The organism is uncultured Mailhella sp. (genome assembly GCF_963931295.1).
Classification (GTDB): Bacteria; Desulfobacterota; Desulfovibrionia; order Desulfovibrionales; family Desulfovibrionaceae; genus Mailhella.
This window is the reverse complement of record NZ_OZ007001.1, coordinates 1,880,120-1,896,946: the sequence shown is the minus strand read 5'-3', so window position 1 is coordinate 1,896,946 and position 16,827 is coordinate 1,880,120. Positions and strand designations below refer to the sequence as shown.

The window sequence follows — 16,827 nt, the reverse complement described above, 5'->3', positions numbered from 1 at the left end:
TGTCCTCCGCCTTCCTCTGAAAATTTCGTCCGGCCGACTCCGCCGCTGCGATGTTTTTCTTTTGAAGGCTCTTCCGCCTGAAAAAAATACAGCCCCGGTCAGGCCGAGCAAGGCGCGAGCGGCAACAGGCATCTTTCCAGACAGGAAAGCCCGATGTTGCGGATGTTGCGGGAGTATCCTCGATTTTCCTCTACAAACTTCCTCCCGCAGCTTTGCCGCCGCGGTATTTTCCTTTTCAGTCGCTTCCCGTGTCGCGGGGGCTCCTCGATCAGCCCCCAAAAACTTCCTCCCGTCAGGTCAGACGCTGCGGAAATTTTCTTTGCTGCTCTCCTCCGCCGCTTCAATCATCCGAAGGAATTAAAACAAAAGAGGGAAGGAACCCCGGAGCGGTGATTCCTTCCCTCAACATGCCTTCTGAGAACGCAGGTCTTTAAACGACGAAAGGCTCCTGAACAGGAGCCTTTCTAAAGATAACCTTGGCATCGGCCTACTTTCCCACGTAAAGGTGCGCAGTATCATGGGCGATGAAGCGCTTAACTTCCGAGTTCGGAATGGGATCGGGTGTACCCGCTTCTCTATGGACACCAAGGAAATTTTTCAAAATATATAATTGACAGGGAATGAAGAGAGGTTTGAGAGAAAAACAAGCCTCACGGGCTATTAGTATCGGTCAGCTGAGCGTCTCACAACGCTTACACCTCCGACCTATCAACCGGATCGTCTATCCGGGCCCTTCAGGTCTTGCGACAGGGAATACTTATCTTAAGGCAGGCTTCCCGCTTAGATGCTTTCAGCGGTTATCCCTTCCATACATAGCTACCCTGCTATGCTCTTGGCAGAACAACAGGTTCACCAGTGGTATGTCCATCCCGGTCCTCTCGTACTAGGGACAGGCCCTTTCAATATTCCTCCGCCCACAGAAGATAGGGACCAAACTGTCTCACGACGTTTTAAACCCAGCTCGCGTACCACTTTAAACGGCGAACAGCCGTACCCTTGGGACCTGCTCCAGCCCCAGGATGTGATGAGCCGACATCGAGGTGCCAAACCGCATCGTCGATATGAACTCTTGGATGCGATCAGCCTGTTATCCCCGGCGTACCTTTTATCCAATGAGCGATGGCCCTTCCATACGGGACCACCGGATCACTAACGCCAACTTTCGTTTCTGCTCGAGATGTCTCTCTTGCAGTCAAGCTCCCTTATGCGTTTGCACTCGACGGCTGGTTTCCGAACAGCCTGAGGGAACCTTTGCGTGCCTCCGTTACAATTTAGGAGGCGACCGCCCCAGTCAAACTACCCACCAGACACTGTCTTCCAGCAGGATAACTGCATGGAGTTAGGATCTTAGACATACAAGGGTGGTATTTCAACAGTGCCTCCCCCCATACTGGCGTACAGGGTTCACAGGCTCCCACCTATCCTACACATGTAGGGCCAAAATCCAATGTCAAGCTATAGTAAAGGTGCACAGGGTCTTTCCGTCTTTCTGCGGGTACACGGCATTTTCACCGCGACTTCAATTTCACCGAGCTTCTGGCCGAGACAGTGTGGAGATCGTTACGCCATTCGTGCAGGTCGGAACTTACCCGACAAGGAATTTCGCTACCTTAGGACCGTTATAGTTACGGCCGCCGTTTACCGGGGCTTCAATTCAAGGCTTCGCTTGCGCTGACCTCTCCTTTTAACCTTCCGGCACCGGGCAGGCGTCAGTCCGTATACGTCGTCTTGCGACTTCGCACAGACCTATGTTTTTAGTAAACAGTCGCCACCACCAATTCACTGCGGCTCCCTCGTGCTTGCATAGTAAATAAACTCACACAGAGGAGCACCCCTTCTTCCGAAGTTACGGGGTCATTTTGCCGAGTTCCTTAGCCAGAATTCTCTCGAGCGCCTTGGATTATTCATCCCACCCACCTGAGTTGGTTTCGAGTACGGTTCACATGGACTAAACTTAGAAGCTTTTCTTGGCAGTGTAGACTCAATGACTTCCGCCTTGCGGCTCGGACTCGCGTCTCGGATAAGCGAAACGGATTTGCCTGCTTCGCACTCCTACACGCTTGCACCGGGATATCCAACACCCGGATCACCTATCTTGCTGCGTCCCTCCATCGCACATCCATGCAAGTACGGGAATATTAACCCGTTTTCCATCAGATACGGCTTTCGCCCTCTCCTTAGGGACCGACTAACCCTGGGAAGATTAACTTTACCCAGGAAACCTTGGGTTTTCGGCGAACAGGTTTTTCACCTGTTTTATCGTTACTCATGTCAGCATAATCACTTCTCAACAGTCCACCACAGTTTTCACTGCAGCTTCAGCCCGTTGAGAACGCTCCCCTACCAGATGTCATAAAGACAAATCCGAAGCTTCGGCTCCATACTTAGCCCCGTTACATTTTCGGCGCAGAATCATTAGACCAGTGAGCTATTACGCTTTCTTTAAACGATGGCTGCTTCTAAGCCAACGTCCTGGCTGTCTAAACAACTCCACCACCTTCACCACTGAGTATGGAATTGGAGGCCTTAGCTGTCGATCTGGGCTCTTACCCTTTTGACGACGGACCTTAGCACCCGCCGTCTGACTCCCAGGGTACATTTATTCGGCATTCAGAGTTTGATAAGGTTTGGTAATCTGGTAGGACCCCTAGCCTTGTCAGTGCTTTACCTCCGATAAACAATCCCTGAGGCTATACCTCAATATATTTCGGGGAGAACCAGCTATCACCGGGTTTGATTGGCCTTTCACCCCTATCCACAAGTCATCCAAATCGTTTTCAGCCGATACTGGTTCGGTCCTCCACAAGGCTTTACCCTTGCTTCAACCTGCTCATGGATAGATCACCCGGTTTCGGGTCTAATCCGCTGTACTGTACGCCCTGTTCAGACTCGCTTTCGCTTCGGCTCCGCTCTCGCTTAACCTTGCACAACAGATTAACTCGCTGACTCATTATGCAAAAGGCACATGGTCACAGTCGTTAAAACTGCTCCCACAGCTTGTAAGCAACAGGTTTCAGATTCTATTTCACTCCCCTAACAGGGGTTCTTTTCACCTTTCCCTCACGGTACTGGTTCACTATCGGTCGCTGGATCGTACTTAGGCTTGGAAGATGGTCCTCCCGGATTCCCACGAGGTTTCACGTGCCTCGCAGTACTCAGGTACCGCCTGCGCTCTTTTCGGTTTCGGATACGGGACTGTCACCCGCTGTGGTGTGGCTTTCCAGCCAGCTTCTCCTGCCTACTCCGAGATCACGTACGGCGGCCCTACAACCCCGCACAGTCGAAACTGCACGGTTTGGCCTCTTCCCATTTCGCTCGCCGCTACTTTGGGAGTCTCGTTTGATTTCTTTTCCTCTGGGTACTGAGATGTTTCACTTCCCCAGGTTAGCTCCTCAATAGAGGTACTGGAACTGCTTCCAGTGGGTTGCCCCATTCAGAGATCCACGGATCAAAGGATATTTAGCTCCTCCCCGAGGCTTATCGCAGCTTATCACGTCTTTCATCGCCTTCAGCGCCAAGGCATCCGCCCGTTGCTCTTACTAACTTGTTTTTCTCGAAAAAAACCTCTCATCATTTCCCTGTTCAATTGTCAAAGAACTTACTGCCTTTCGCGGCAGCAGCCGGGCTGAATCCCGGTTCGAAATCTTCAGCGTCGCTGAAGCCTTCTCTCAAGATTCAACCTGCGTATGTCTGGTGGAGGCGGACAGAATCGAACTGACGACCCTCTGCTTGCAAAGCAGATGCTCTCCCAACTGAGCTACGCCCCCGATAATGGTGGGCCTGGAAAGACTTGAACTTTCGACCTCACGCTTATCAGGCGTGCGCTCTAACCACCTGAGCTACAGGCCCTGACATACTCTACTTTCAAAGAACTCTCGGTTCCTTGCAAGTAAAGAGCGAGTTGGGATTTCTCTAAAAGGAGGTGATCCAGCCGCAGGTTCCCCTACGGCTGCCTTGTTACGACTTCACCCCAATTATCGGGCCTACCGTAGACGGCTGCTCCTATTGCTAGTTAGCTCACCGGCTTCGGGTAAAACCGACTTTCGTGGTGTGACGGGCGGTGTGTACAAGGCCCGGGAACGCATTCACCCTGGCATGCTGATCCAGAATTACTAGCGATTCCGACTTCGAGGAGTCGAGTTGCAGACTCCTGTCCGGACTGGGACGCATTTTTTGAGATTGGCTCCACCTCACGGTCTCGCTTCCCTTTGTATGCGCCATTGTAGTACGTGTGTAGCCCCAGGCGTAAGGGCCATGATGACTTGACGTCGTCCCCACCTTCCTCTCCGTTAACCGAAGCGGTCTCCTTAGAGTGCCCAGCTTTACCTGATGGCAACTAAGGACAGGGGTTGCGCTCGTTGCGGGACTTAACCCAACACCTCACGGCACGAGCTGACGACAGCCATGCAGCACCTGTCTTAGGGTTCTCCGAAGAGCACCCTCTACTTTCATAGAGGCTCCCTAGATGTCAAGCCTGGGTAAGGTTCTTCGCGTTGCATCGAATTAAACCACATACTCCACCGCTTGTGCGGGCCCCCGTCAATTTCTTTGAGTTTCAGCCTTGCGACCGTACTCCCCAGGCGGGATACTTATTGCGTTAGCTGCGTCACCGAGTCATACAACCCGACAACTAGTATCCATCGTTTACAGCGTGGACTACCAGGGTATCTAATCCTGTTTGCTACCCACGCTTTCGCATCTCAGCGTCAGTTACGAGCCAGATAGCCGCCTTCGCCACTGATGTTCTTCCAGATATCTACGGATTTCACTCCTACACCTGGAATTCCGCTATCCTCTCTCGCACTCCAGTTTGGTAGTTTTGAAGGCAGTTCCACGGTTGAGCCGTGGGATTTCACCTCCAACTTGCCATACAGCCTACACGCGCTTTACGCCCAGTAATTCCGATTAACGCTTGCACCCTCCGTATTACCGCGGCTGCTGGCACGGAGTTAGCCGGTGCTTCCTTTGAAGGTACCGTCAGGGCATTGCTGATTAGCACAATGCTTATTCTTCCCTTCTGACAGAGGTTTACGATCCGAAGACCTTCATCCCTCACGCGGCGTCGCTGCGTCAGGCTTTCGCCCATTGCGCAATATTCCCCACTGCTGCCTCCCGTAGGAGTTTGGACCGTGTTCCAGTTCCAATGTGGCTGATCATCCTCTTAGACCAGCTACCCATCGTCGCCTTGGTGGGCCGTTACCTCACCAACTAGCTAATGGGACGCGGACTCATCGAAAAGCGGAAGCATATGCAGAGGCCCCCTTTCCTTCATAGACAAATATGAAGCGTATGCGGTATTAGCAGCCGTTTCCAGCTGTTATTCCTCACTTCCCGGTAGATTATCCACGTGTTACTCACCCGTGCGCCACTTTACTCGGATCCGAAGACCCTTTCACGTACGACTTGCATGTGTTAGGCACGCCGCCAGCGTTCAATCTGAGCCAGAATCAAACTCTCCAGTTGAAAAGTATTTGATTCAGAGAACATAAAGTTCTCAAATCGAACTCAAAGCTCTATTTCCCAACTCGCTCTTCACTTGTCAAAGAACCGTGCCGCTCACTTGCGGCGGTGTTGCTTTATGCAACTTTTCGTTTCACCTGTCAACAACTTTTTTCAAGTTTTTTCAGGCGGCGCTTTCGGCGGGGCGCTCGTTTGAGCCGCTGTGCCTCAGCGCGTTTTCGAGTTATGCCCATTTACCCCCGACTTGTCAAACACTTTTTTGCAGTTTTTTTATTCTTTTTGCATTTTCCTTCGTAACATCTCGAGAATACAGCATAAAAAAATCGGGCAAAGATGACTCTCCGCCCGATTTTTTGCGCCTTCCCCGGCGCTTTCCGTCAGGAAGAGCGTTTCACCGTCTTTCCCACGGCAAACGCGCGGGCCACAAACTCGCCCGTGCCGTAATACTCCTTGGTCAGCGGAGCAAAGGAAAGCGCGTTGATGCGGGCCGGATCGGGCAGACCCTCGGGCGTCAGACAATCCCTGTTCACCTTCACGTCCATGATCTCACCCACAAACTGGATGTGGGAACCGAGTTCCAAAGTGTGACGGAGAAGCAGCTCCAGCACCACGGGACATTCCGCCACGAAAGGAGCGTCCACATGATCGCCCGGCACCGGCGTGAGCCCGAGCGTCTGAAACTTGTTTTCCTGACTGCCGGACACCAGTCCGGCGAAATCTGCCTGTCCCGCCATTTCCCTCGCGGGAATGCTCACCGTAAACGCCTTTTTCTGCTGCACCGCGCGGCAGGTCCACGTGGAGCGGCGAAGAGAAACCGAAAGACACGGAGGCTGCGAACAGCTTACGCCTCCCCATGTCGCCGTCATGATATTGGGTCGCCCCTCAGCATCGTAGGTTCCCACCAGCATGACGGGAGCCGGAGAAATGAAGGCCTGCGGCCCGAGAGAAATCAACATGAAACGCCTCAACCATTAAAGGGGCTGGAAGGCCCAGACGGATCTTCCATAATAGAGATTCGGCCAGTCTTCTTTCGACACCAGTCTTGTTTTTTTACGTTCCTCGCCGCATTCGGCGCGAAGTTCGTAGCCATTGGACGTAATGAACACTCGGCGGAACTGCAAACCACTGCCGCCGAGCACCGCCACCAGAGCGCCGTTTTCCGCTTCGGCTTCCCGCACGACGGCCACCAGAGCGCCCGCATTGATCGCCGGAGTCATACAGGACTCCAGCATCCGGAAAATTTCCACCCCCCGCCTGGTGAACTCCAGAGGAAAAATCTGACGATCCACCACAGGAAAGGTGCCGTCGGAGGAACGAACAGTGCCGTACACGGGCAGTTCTCCCGGCCGCGCCATCTCCAGCGGCGTAGGGCGAGGCTGTCGGAATCCCAGCTCCGCCTCATCCCTCGCCGGATACTCCTGACGCGCAGAGCTCATGAACACCGGCGGCTCGCCGAAGCGCAGCCAGTCCATCCGGACATGGAACAGGTCAGAAACTCTGACGCACCACGACAGCGGAATAATGCCCCTCTTTTTTGCTTCCGAAATGCTTCCCTGCTGCAGATTGAGCAGTTCGGCAAGTTCCGACTGCGTCCTTTTTCCAGACACAAAGAGCATGCGGGCGTACACCGCGTCGAACTGATCCATATCCAGTCGTTCCATGCTTCCCCCGGCTACTTGATGGGCTGAAGCAGAGGACTGTCGGGCGTGAGAACCATGCGGGTGTTTTCTCCGAGAGACTTGCGGAGCGCTTCCAGACCGCGCTGGAAGGAATAGAATTCCGGAGAACGCGAGAAGGCTTCGGCATAGATGCGGGCCGCCTCGGCGTCGCCCTGACCACGGAGCACCTGTGCCTTCTTGTTGGCCTCGGCAAGAATGACGGCGCGTTCCTTGTCGGCGCCGGAACGGATCTTGGTGGATTCCTCCGCGCCTTCCGAACGGTACTGCGTGGCCTGACGTTCGCGTTCCGCGCGCATGCGGTCGAAAATGGCGCGCTGGTTTTCGGCGGGCAGGTCGGTGCGCTTGATGCGCACGTCCACGATCTCAATGCCGAATTCCTTCATCTGCTGCGAAGCCTTTTCCGTCACCGACTCCATGATGGACGTGCGTTCGTCGGCCACGACCTGCGTGAGCGTGTGACGGCCGATGTGCGCGCGTATCTGTGAATAGATGACCGCGTCGAGACGGGCCTGCGCGTTGTGTTCCGTGCGCATGGTGCGGTAGAAGCGCAGCGGATCGACGATTTTCCAGCGGGCGTAGTTGTCGAGCACGATGGATTTCAAATCGCTCGTGAGGGCTTCAGCCGGACGGGCGTCATAATCCAGAATGCGGGCCTCGAAGTACACCACCTTCTGCACGAAGGGAAGCTTGACGTGCAGACCGGGCCCATAGACCTTGTCCAGAGGATGACCGAGCTGAATGACCAGCGCCTGCTGCGTCTGATTCACGATGAACAGGCTCTGCTGCAGGCCCAGCATCACAACCATGAAAAGAATCACAAAAAAGAAGGGCTTTACGGCTTTCATTTCTGCGTACCTCCCTTTGCCGCGTCGCCGCCTTTCCAGCTGTCGAGCGGCAGCAGGGGAAGCACACGGCTGCCGGTATCGGACGGAAGCACCAGCTTTTCCATGCCGGGCTTGCTCAGTATGTCTTCAAAGGTTTCGTAGAGCATGCGTTTTTTCGTCACGTCCTCGGCCTTTTCGTATTCGGCGAGCACGGAAAGGAAGCGCTGCGCCTCGCCTTCGGCCTCGCGCACGCGCGTTTCCTTGTAGGCCTCGGCCTTGTTTATCATTTCCTGGGCCTGGCCCTGCGCCTTGGGCAGAATGTCGCGGCGGTAGGCTTCGGCCTCGTTGATGCTGCGCTGCTTGTCTTCGCGGGCGCTCGCCACATCCTTGAAGGAATCGCTCACTTCTCTGGGCGGCTGCACGTCCTGCATCTGCACGGCCACCACCTGCACGCCCACCTGATAGCGGTCAAGAATGCGCTGCAGAAGATCGGCCACGTCGTTCTGAATCTGCACTCGCCCGTCGGTGAGCGCGGAATCCAGCGTGGTCTTGCCTATGACCTCGCGCATGGACGCCTCGGCCGCGCGCTTGACCACCTGATCGGGCTGAATCACGTTGAACAGGTAATCCACCGCGCCGTCGGGCTTGATCTGATACTGAATGTTGAACTGCACGTTGATGATGTTCTCATCGCCCGTGAGCATGGCCGATTCCTCGTTGACCGCCTGCACGCGTCCCTGCTGGAACACGCCGCCCACGGACTGGGCGCGATAGCCCACGGCCGTCTGACGCACCTGCGAAACCTTGGGCTTGTACACGGTTTCTATGGGGTACGGCAAATGAATGTGCGGTCCGGGATTTTCGGTGCGCACGTACTTGCCGAAGCGAAGCACCACGCCGGATTCGTCGGGCTGAACGATGTAGATGCCGGAAAGCATCCAGACCACCAGCGCGCCAAGAATCCACCAGCGCATTTTCGGCAGACCGTCGATCTGCGGAGCCTTGGGCCATGAAAACGAAGGACGTCCGCCCTTGGGAGAACCTCCGCCCTGCCTGTTCCGGTTGTCGTTTTTCTGGGAATCGTCGCGATCGTCGTCGCCTTTTCCCCAGTTGCCCCTGCCCGCGGAACCCCAGCCGTTTTTCTGCTGTTGTTGCCGCTTTTCCTGTAGTTTATCCCAGTCCCAGTTCATAATGAGAGTAAATTATGACACGTTCTTTCCATGGTCAAGGCGCAAGGCGGGATTACGGCGCAAGGCTTTCGGGAAAAACGACGCGCCGGAGGCCGGGGCGCTCCGGGCTCCTCTGACGAAAAAAATACGAGCATGAGAAAAAAACGCTTGACGACCACCGGCGTTTTGCCTATGTTGGCGGTTGTCGGGCGCTCGTGGCTCAGCTGGATAGAGCAACAGGCTACGAACCTGTGGGTCGGGAGTTCGAATCTCTCCGGGCGCACCACACCATGACAGTCGGAAGGCTTGCCGCAAAGGCAAGCCTTTTTCTTCGGAAAAGGCAAAAAAATGCTTGACGTTTTTCCGAAGCGCGACTAATGTCCTTTTTCACCAAGCGCTCGTAGCTCAGCTGGATAGAGCAACAGGCTACGAACCTGTAGGTCGGGAGTTCGAATCCCTCCGGGCGCACCATTTGAGAGCAAAGGCTTATGAGACATTCTCATAAGCCTTTTTTCTTATGCTTTTTCAGTATCTCCGGGAGCTTTCCGCTTCCGCGCTTCAAAGCTTCTTCCCTGCCGGATTCCCCGGCGAGGCCTTTTCCTCCCCCCCCAAAAAAAAGCACACCGACGGCGCGCCTCAAAGACGCATGCCGTCGGCACGCCATGTCCGATTCCGGGAATCCTGCATCAAAGCTATGCAGCCTGCGAGGCTCCCTTCTCACTGAGAAACTGAATGATCCGGTTGCGCAGCTTGTAATAGTCGGGATGCTCGATGATGGACGCCCTGGTTCTCGGCCGCGGAATCTCGATGGGAACCACCTCTCTGATTTCCGCGAACGGCCCGGCGCTCATGAGCAGAATGCGGTCCGAAAGCAGTATGGCTTCGTCCACGTCGTGCGTCACCATGAAGATGGTCACGCCCGTATCGTTCCACATCCGTATGAGCTCATCCTGAATGGTGCCGCGCGTCAAGGCGTCGATCTGGGCAAAGGGTTCGTCCAGCAGCATCATGGGAGGCTGCACGGCAAAAGCCCGGGCAAGGCCGCAGCGCTGCTTCATGCCGCCGGAGAGCGCCGACGGATACTTGCCCTCCGCGCCCTTCAGATTGACGAGCTCCAGATAATGCGACACGCGTTCGTGAATCTTGCTGCGGCTCCAGTGCGGATACGCGGCCTGCACGGCAAGGCGCACGTTCTGATACACGGTCATCCACGGCATGAGCGCAAAGTTCTGGAACACCACCATACGGTCGAGTCCGGGACTGCTCACCTCCCTGCCCTTCAGAAGAATGACGCCTTCATCGGCCTGGTCGATGCCGGCAATGATGTTGAGCAGGGTGGACTTGCCGCAGCCGGAATGCCCGATGACGGAAACGAATTCCCCTTCCCGTATCTGCAGGGAAATGTCGCGAAACACGCAGTAGGGTTCTTTCATGCCGGGAACGTTGTACGTCTTGCTTACCCGGTCCACTTCAAGAAGAGGTGTCATGATGTCTCCTTTGACGGTAAGAAATCAGTCCGTGTAGGCCAGGCGTCTGGCGAGTCTGGTGAACAGCCAGTCCACGATCACGCCGACGACGCCGATGGTGAGAATGGCGAAAATGACGCTCGGCAGAGACAGGTTGTTCCATTCGTTCCACACGAAATAGCCCAGTCCCAGGGAACCGAGCAGAGCCTCGGCGGGAATGAGCGCGACCCACGCGCTGCCCATGGATATCTTCAGTCCGGCAACGATGGCGGGACCGGCCGCGGGAAGAATGACCTTGAAGAACTTTTCCGAGGGCCGCATCTGCAGGATGGACGCCACGTTGAGATATTCCTTGCGGATGTTGCCCACGCCGAAGGCCGTGTTGGCCAGCGTGGGCCACAAACTGGCCATGAAAATGACGAAAAAGGCCGTCATTTCGCTGTCTCTGACGGAATACAGAAGCAACGGCATCCACGCGATGGGCGAAATGGAGCGCAGAATCTGAATGTACGGATTGGCGGCGGCAAACAGGATCTGACTGCGGCCGAGAATCACGCCCAGAATGACGGCCACCACGCTTGCCAGCACAAAGCCCGAAATCAGACGGAGAAGACTGTAGCCCACAAGAATGGCTATTCCCTTGTCGTTGGGGCCCGCGTCGTAGAAGGGATCGCTGAGAAACTCCAGAGACACCGACGCCACCTCGCCGGGAGTGGGCATTTCCGTGCCCTGGGCCAGAAGCTGCCACAGCGCAAGGAAAACGGCGGCAAGCAGCAGACAGAGAAAAAGGGATTTACTGTTCATGAGCGTATCCGAAAAAAAGATGCGGGACAGAAGCCGGCATGACGATCATTCCGGCCTCTGTCCCCGTGCTTTGGACAACGGCCTCTCGCCGGCCGTCGGGAAAACAGACTATGCCTTTCTGATGGCAAAGCTCTTGATGTATTCTTCCGGTTTGTCGGGATCAAACACCTTGCCCATGACGACGTGCTTCTTGTACGCCGAGGTCGGGGGCGTGAATCCCATTTCCTTCATGACCGAAGCGCAGTCCGCGGCAAGGAAGACCTGTTCGGCTATGCCGCGATAGTCCACGTCGCCCTTGAGGTAGCCCCAGCGCTTGAGCTGACTGAGTATCCACACGGCCATGGAATCCCACGGGAAGGGATCGAAATTGATGCGCTCGGGCACGTGACACATGTTGCCGAGACCGTCGGGAAACTCGCCGGTAAGCACCTGTTCCACCACTTCCACGGGCTGATTGAGATAGTTGCGGGGAGCGATGGCCTTGGCGATGTCCTTGCGGTTGGCCGGATCGGAACTGAACATGGTGGCGTCGATGATGGCGCGGAAAATGGCCTTGAACGTATTGGGCGCCTCTTCCGCGAACTTTTTGGAAGAGGTGAAGGCGCAGCAGGGGTGCCCGGGCCAGATGTCGCGGGTCAGCATGAAGATGTAGCCGGCCTTCTCGTACACGGCACGCTGATTGAACGGATCGGGGGACAGGAATCCGTCGATGTTGCCCGCCTTGAGGTTGGCCACCATTTCCGGCGGAGGCAGAATGCGGATCTGCACTTCCGTGTCGGGGTTCACGCCGCCTTCGGCCAGATAGTAGCGAAGCAGCAGATTGTGCATGGAATAGTCGAAGGGAACGGCAAACACGAAGCCCTTCATGTCCTTGGCGGACTTCACGCCCTTGTGATCCATGCGCAGGGTAATGGCCTGTCCGTTCACGTTTTCCAGAGCGGGAGTGAGGAAAGGCATTTTGGGCGAGCCCAGGCCGAGCGTCATGGCAATGGGCATGGGGGCGAGCATCTGGGTATAGTCCGTCTGACCGGAAACCGCCCAGTCGCGTATCATGGCCCAGCCGGAAGCCTTGTAGGGCTGCGCTTCCGTAAGGCCATATTTCTTATAAAATCCCATGGGATGCGCCATAACAATGGGCGTGCCGCAGGTGAGCGGCATGAAGCCTATCTTCACATCCTTCTTTTCAATGGGGCCTATGGCATCAAGAGCCATGGCCTTGGCGGCGTCCAGAGGAAAAATGCTGCTGATGACGGCCATGGCCGAAGACGCCCCGAGCATTTTCATGAATGAGCGTCGGCTGACGTCGTTGCCGCCGAATATCTTGCGGACCACGGAGGATTCCACGGCGCGCAGCATGGCGGATTCGCCGTCGACGGGGGACGAAGGGGACACGGCCGCATGATCATGGGCCAGTCGAGTGGTGGAGCTGAACGGATCGGCCAGACTGGCCGGCCCGGCATGATGCTGAGACATAATGATATCCTTGAAGGTAAAACATAGTGAAACGATTCCTGCCGAACGATTACCACTTCTTGTAGGGAAGGAACTTGCCGTTCAGCGTCACCACTACGCGGTCGCCGTGGGGATTTTCTTCCTTCTGGATGTCCATGGTGAAGTCGATGGCGCTCATGATGCCGTCGCCGAACTTCTCATGAATGACTTCCTTGATGGTTCCGCCGTACACCTGCATGATTTCATAGAAGCGGTAGATGAGCGGATCGGTGGGCACGATGGTGTCCGTTCCCTTCATGGGGCACTCCTGCAGGGCTTCCGCCACTTCCGCAGGAAGTCCCAGAATCTCCACGGCCTTTGCCGCCTGTTCCGCCGTCATGCTGTTCTGCCCCAGCAGCGCGGAAGTAACCCATACCGGATGTCCGCCCACATGAGTGGCAATTTCTTCCCAGGAAAGATGCTTGCTGAGTTTGGCTTCCTTTATCAGCTTCGTAGCTTGGCTGCGTTCCATATGACTGCTCCTTTGCAATGACTGTTTGTCACATGTATTGCAAGAAGCATGCCAGTAAAAATATAGCTTTATTTCAATGAGATATATTCCACACTCTCTATCTGCACCTGAAAATGGAACAAATGCGCATCAAATAACGGTGATGCCGTCACAAAACCGAAAAGACACAAAGCGACTCGCGAGGCTGCTCTTTCCATGTTCTGCCTCCAGCAGGCAGCCTGCCTGTTGCGGCGTCGGCGCGGCGATCCCCGGCCATCCATGAAGCAGCGCCTTCCGCCATGCCCGAAATTTTCCGGCCGTGCCGCATGAGGACATCGCCCTGCTCCTGCCGAACGCGCGTCAGGCTTCCACCCCTGTTTCGTTCCGGACAAAAAAGCCGCCCCGGCCCGGAATCTCCGGACAGAGGCGGCAGAACGTTGCGCATGCGGGCCTGAGCCGCACGTCGGATCAGTTCATACGGATGGGCAGTCCTGCGGTCAGATCGCCGATGTGCATGATGAGCTGATACTTTTCCTGCGTTGCAGGCATAAACTGGGGAAATTCCAGCAGGTTGGGACCCTTGCGGCCTTCACGGGTAAAACGTTTGACGACCTTGCCCGACGCGTCTTCCAGCGTGAAGAAGACCATGCCGTCCTTCTCGCAGCTGTAGGGCACGGTATAAAGTCCGGTGTCGGGATGACGGCGCAGATCAAGCGCGTCCAGTTCGTAGCCGGATTCCGTCTTCTTCAGCGGCACCACCACCTGCGGGAAGCCGTTGACCGCGGGCAGGGGCTGCACACCCATGCGGGCCAGACCTTCCTGCACCTCGGGAATGTTCATGAACAACGACCAGAGCAGACCGCTGCGGTAGTTTTCCACCATGCTCACGATGGGAAGCTGGTCAATGGCAAGATAGCTGTTGTCGAACCAGGCGTCCTTCAGGCTGAAGGCGTCATAGGGGCCGTAGGGGCCCCACATCTTGTCCTTGTAGTTGTCGTAAATGTTCCACAGCACGCGCATGGAATATTCCGGCGTGTACGGCATGGAGGAAAGCGCGGCCGTGGGAGCCACCGTGCCAATCTCGTTGTAAGCGGACTGGTAGCGATAGCCGCCCTTCACGTCGCAGGCGGTCAGGCCCCAGAAACCTTCGCTGAACTGATGCTCGGCCGGCGCGGATTCCAGCGCGTAGGCGCGGTTCATGAGCGTGTGCGTAATGTTGCGCACCATGTAGCCGCGACGCACGTGTTCGTCGGCCATGCGGCGGGGATCCAGACCGATGAAGGAATAGTGCGACAGGAACATGCAGCCGCCGTAGGCGTTGGCCGCCTCAATGGTGTAGCCGTTGCCGGTTTTCGGCTGATATTCCTCCGTGGAGTACCAGAACTTGGCCGCCTCGCGGGAAATGGGATGCGTCGGCGAACCGAGCGCCAGCACATAGGCCACCATGGCTTCGTTGAACCCGGAAATCTTCATGCCCATGCCGAAATCGGCGGTGGGGCTCCAGTGCCAGTACAGGCCGTTGTTTTCCGACTTCGTGAACCAGTGCCAGTCCACGTCGTGCCACAGTTCGGTAATGCAGTCGCGCAGGGCCTTTTCCTGCTCCGTGTCCGCCGTAAAATAGGCGCGGGCAATGAGCAGTCCCTGCATCATGAAGGCCGTTTCCACCAGATCGGCGCCGTTGTCCTGCTCGCCGAAGGAAATCGTCTTGCCCGTACGGCCGTCCAGCCAGTGCGGGAAGGCGCCGTGCAGATTCTTTCTGTCCGTCTTGTCGCGCAGGAACGTGGCTATTTTGAGCACGCGATCCAGCGCGTCCTGATGGGAGATCCAGCCGCGTTCCGCAGCCACGACAATGGCCGCCACGCCGAAGCCCGAACCGCCGATGGTGGCCTGTCCGGTTTCCTTGTTGCGGCTGTCCTCATAGGCCAGGCCGGATTCCGGGAACGTGTGATCCCATATGTAACGAAACGCGTCGTACTGCAGACGATCAAGGAGATGACGATCCTTGCGGAAGGAGTCGTCGGGCTGAAATTCGTTCAGCGCCGCCGTATTGGCCTGAACGGCTTCGGGCTGCGGTGCGGCGGCCTGCTTCTGCGCCTGTGCGGCAAACACGGAACAGGGAAAGAGCAGAACGGCAAGCGCCATAGCCAGAAAAACATGTTTTCTCAGATTCATAACCATCCACCGAGGTTGAAGGCATTTTTTCTGACGGCGTTTCCCGGGGGAAACGCTTCAGGGAGCGCAAGGCTCCCGCGCCTATAAGTAGCCGTAAACGTTCCGCTGCGCAAGCATCCAGGTCGCCGGACTGTCACGGAATTGCCGGACGAAGCGCTTCCGGCGCGCCGTCGAAAGCGCACAGACGCGCGCCTCAAATGGGAAGTCATCAAGAGCATGCAGATGCGTAATTCGAAAAGTAGCACGGAAAACGATTTCGCCGCAATCGGCAGGGACAGGCGCCCTGCCCGACGCCCCGCATTGATATTTGCAGACGGGACTCTCGCCGCGACTCCGCCCCTGTTCCCTGACAGGCGCATCGCGCACGGAGGCAGAGATCCGGACTCCCTGCCCCTGTTTCCGGAATCCGATCTGAACGCGGAAACATGGGACACACGCCGCAGGCAAAGACGTAGACGCAGCAGCCGCGAATGCTAGCGAAATCTTGCCGATGATTCCGGAATCCGACCTGCTTTGTACGCAGGCAGCCGGGACGAACCACAGCGGAAAGTACGAAAGTGCAACACACTGGCGCACCAGTCCCCAAAGCCTGGGCAGTCGCGGACGAAGGGGCAGACTGACGGACGCCGGGTCGAACCTGCGGAAGAGCGCGTCGAGAGCTGCAGGCGTCGGGCTCTTGAGTAGAATGGAGAGGGAAGGGAGAAGACGAGGGAATACTGACGTCGGCGCATGCGCCAGAAATCCGCGAGACCGAGTCAACGTGCAGCCTCCACGCTCCGTTTGCTGGCGGCAAGCCCCCCGGTCATCCGGCAGGCATGCCTCTGCCGGGAGCCGCCGCCCCCCGGCGTTCCGAATTTTCACACCGGACAGCGGGCGTCGGAAGGCACACCGATTCCGCCGACCGTGCGCCTGCGGACTGATGGCCCAGTGTTGCCCGGCAGACTGACCGCGGGGCACCGTCTGCGACCTGATGTTCGCCTCCCCCAACGGCCGCACGTTTCAGACCGGCAACCGAGCGCTGTTGCGCGAAATCTGTTCTGAAAAATGATGATTGCGCATCATGTTGCAGATTGCCTGATGAGGATTTCTGGTGGAACGCAGCTCTTCGAGGGCTGGAGGATATGCTTTTTCTGCGGTCCGGCTGCGGCTGTTCCGCAGAGCGGCGGCAACGCCCGCTGTTCACCGGCCATTCCGTCAATGGCTCTGCCCCTTGCAAAGATTCCGCTGCGGGCGTGCGGCATCTGCCTCCGCGCGCTCCGTTTGCAGGCTGCAAAGGAAAATCCCGGGCCTTCCCGACACGACAACAGGGCG

At 56.6% G+C, this 16,827-nt stretch carries 9 protein-coding genes, 4 tRNA genes and 3 rRNA genes; 2 read left to right on the top strand and 14 right to left on the bottom strand.

Annotated elements, in window-relative coordinates:
• Positions 1 to 474 precede the first annotated feature (474 nt).
• The 9 genes from rrf to hflK form a co-directional block, all read right to left on the bottom strand.
• A 5S ribosomal RNA gene (gene rrf, locus ABGT79_RS07915) occupies positions 475 to 589 on the bottom strand.
• A gap of 50 nt (positions 590 to 639) precedes the next feature.
• Positions 640 to 3,550, bottom strand: a 23S ribosomal RNA gene (locus tag ABGT79_RS07910).
• 141 nt (positions 3,551 to 3,691) lie between these two features.
• Positions 3,692 to 3,767 (bottom strand) — tRNA-Ala (locus ABGT79_RS07905).
• A gap of 5 nt (positions 3,768 to 3,772) precedes the next feature.
• A tRNA-Ile gene (locus tag ABGT79_RS07900) sits at positions 3,773 to 3,849 on the bottom strand.
• 66 nt (positions 3,850 to 3,915) lie between these two features.
• Positions 3,916 to 5,463: ribosomal RNA gene (locus tag ABGT79_RS07895) — 16S ribosomal RNA — on the bottom strand.
• Together the 16S, 23S and 5S rRNA genes with 2 tRNA genes alongside form the textbook arrangement of a ribosomal RNA operon.
• A gap of 374 nt (positions 5,464 to 5,837) precedes the next feature.
• Positions 5,838 to 6,416 carry a flavin reductase family protein gene (locus ABGT79_RS07890; protein WP_346665716.1) on the bottom strand — a complete coding sequence of 193 codons (579 nt, stop codon included), beginning with the start codon at positions 6,414 to 6,416 and terminating at the stop codon, positions 5,838 to 5,840.
• A gap of 15 nt (positions 6,417 to 6,431) precedes the next feature.
• Positions 6,432 to 7,121 carry a helix-turn-helix domain-containing protein gene (locus ABGT79_RS07885; protein ID WP_346665715.1) on the bottom strand — a complete coding sequence of 230 codons (690 nt, stop codon included), beginning with the start codon at positions 7,119 to 7,121 and terminating at the stop codon, positions 6,432 to 6,434.
• Between the two features lie 11 nt (positions 7,122 to 7,132).
• Complete coding sequence (gene hflC, locus ABGT79_RS07880; protein WP_346665714.1) at positions 7,133 to 7,984, bottom strand: protease modulator HflC; 852 nt, start codon at positions 7,982 to 7,984, stop codon at positions 7,133 to 7,135.
• On the bottom strand, positions 7,981 to 9,153 hold the full coding sequence (gene hflK, locus ABGT79_RS07875) for an FtsH protease activity modulator HflK (RefSeq protein WP_346665713.1): 1,173 nt from the start codon (positions 9,151 to 9,153) through the stop codon (positions 7,981 to 7,983). Before hflK ends, hflC begins: the two co-directional genes overlap by 4 nt.
• 188 nt (positions 9,154 to 9,341) lie before the next feature.
• Here hflK and ABGT79_RS07870 point away from each other — a divergent pair.
• Together ABGT79_RS07870 and ABGT79_RS07865 are read left to right on the top strand one after the other, a co-directional pair.
• Positions 9,342 to 9,418, top strand: a tRNA-Arg gene (locus ABGT79_RS07870).
• Between the two features lie 108 nt (positions 9,419 to 9,526).
• A tRNA-Arg gene (locus ABGT79_RS07865) sits at positions 9,527 to 9,603 on the top strand.
• 221 nt (positions 9,604 to 9,824) lie between these two features.
• On the opposite strand, the gene ABGT79_RS07860 is transcribed toward ABGT79_RS07865, so the two are convergent.
• The 5 genes from ABGT79_RS07860 to ABGT79_RS07840 form a co-directional block, all read right to left on the bottom strand.
• Positions 9,825 to 10,619 carry an ABC transporter ATP-binding protein gene (locus ABGT79_RS07860; protein ID WP_346665712.1) on the bottom strand — a complete coding sequence of 265 codons (795 nt, stop codon included), beginning with the start codon at positions 10,617 to 10,619 and terminating at the stop codon, positions 9,825 to 9,827.
• 24 nt (positions 10,620 to 10,643) lie between these two features.
• Positions 10,644 to 11,402, bottom strand: coding sequence for an ABC transporter permease subunit (locus ABGT79_RS07855; RefSeq protein WP_346665711.1), 759 nt, complete (start codon positions 11,400 to 11,402; stop codon positions 10,644 to 10,646).
• Positions 11,403 to 11,510: 108 nt separating this feature from the next.
• A complete protein-coding gene (locus ABGT79_RS07850; protein ID WP_346665710.1) occupies positions 11,511 to 12,875 on the bottom strand; it encodes a CmpA/NrtA family ABC transporter substrate-binding protein in 1,365 nt (454 codons plus the stop codon).
• A gap of 49 nt (positions 12,876 to 12,924) precedes the next feature.
• Complete coding sequence (cynS, locus tag ABGT79_RS07845) at positions 12,925 to 13,365, bottom strand: cyanase (protein ID WP_346665709.1); 441 nt, start codon at positions 13,363 to 13,365, stop codon at positions 12,925 to 12,927.
• 447 nt (positions 13,366 to 13,812) lie between these two features.
• Entirely contained in the window at positions 13,813 to 15,516 is a 1,704-nt protein-coding gene (locus ABGT79_RS07840) for a glucoamylase family protein (RefSeq protein ID WP_294487564.1), read from the bottom strand.
• Between the last annotated feature and the right edge of the window lie 1,311 nt (positions 15,517 to 16,827).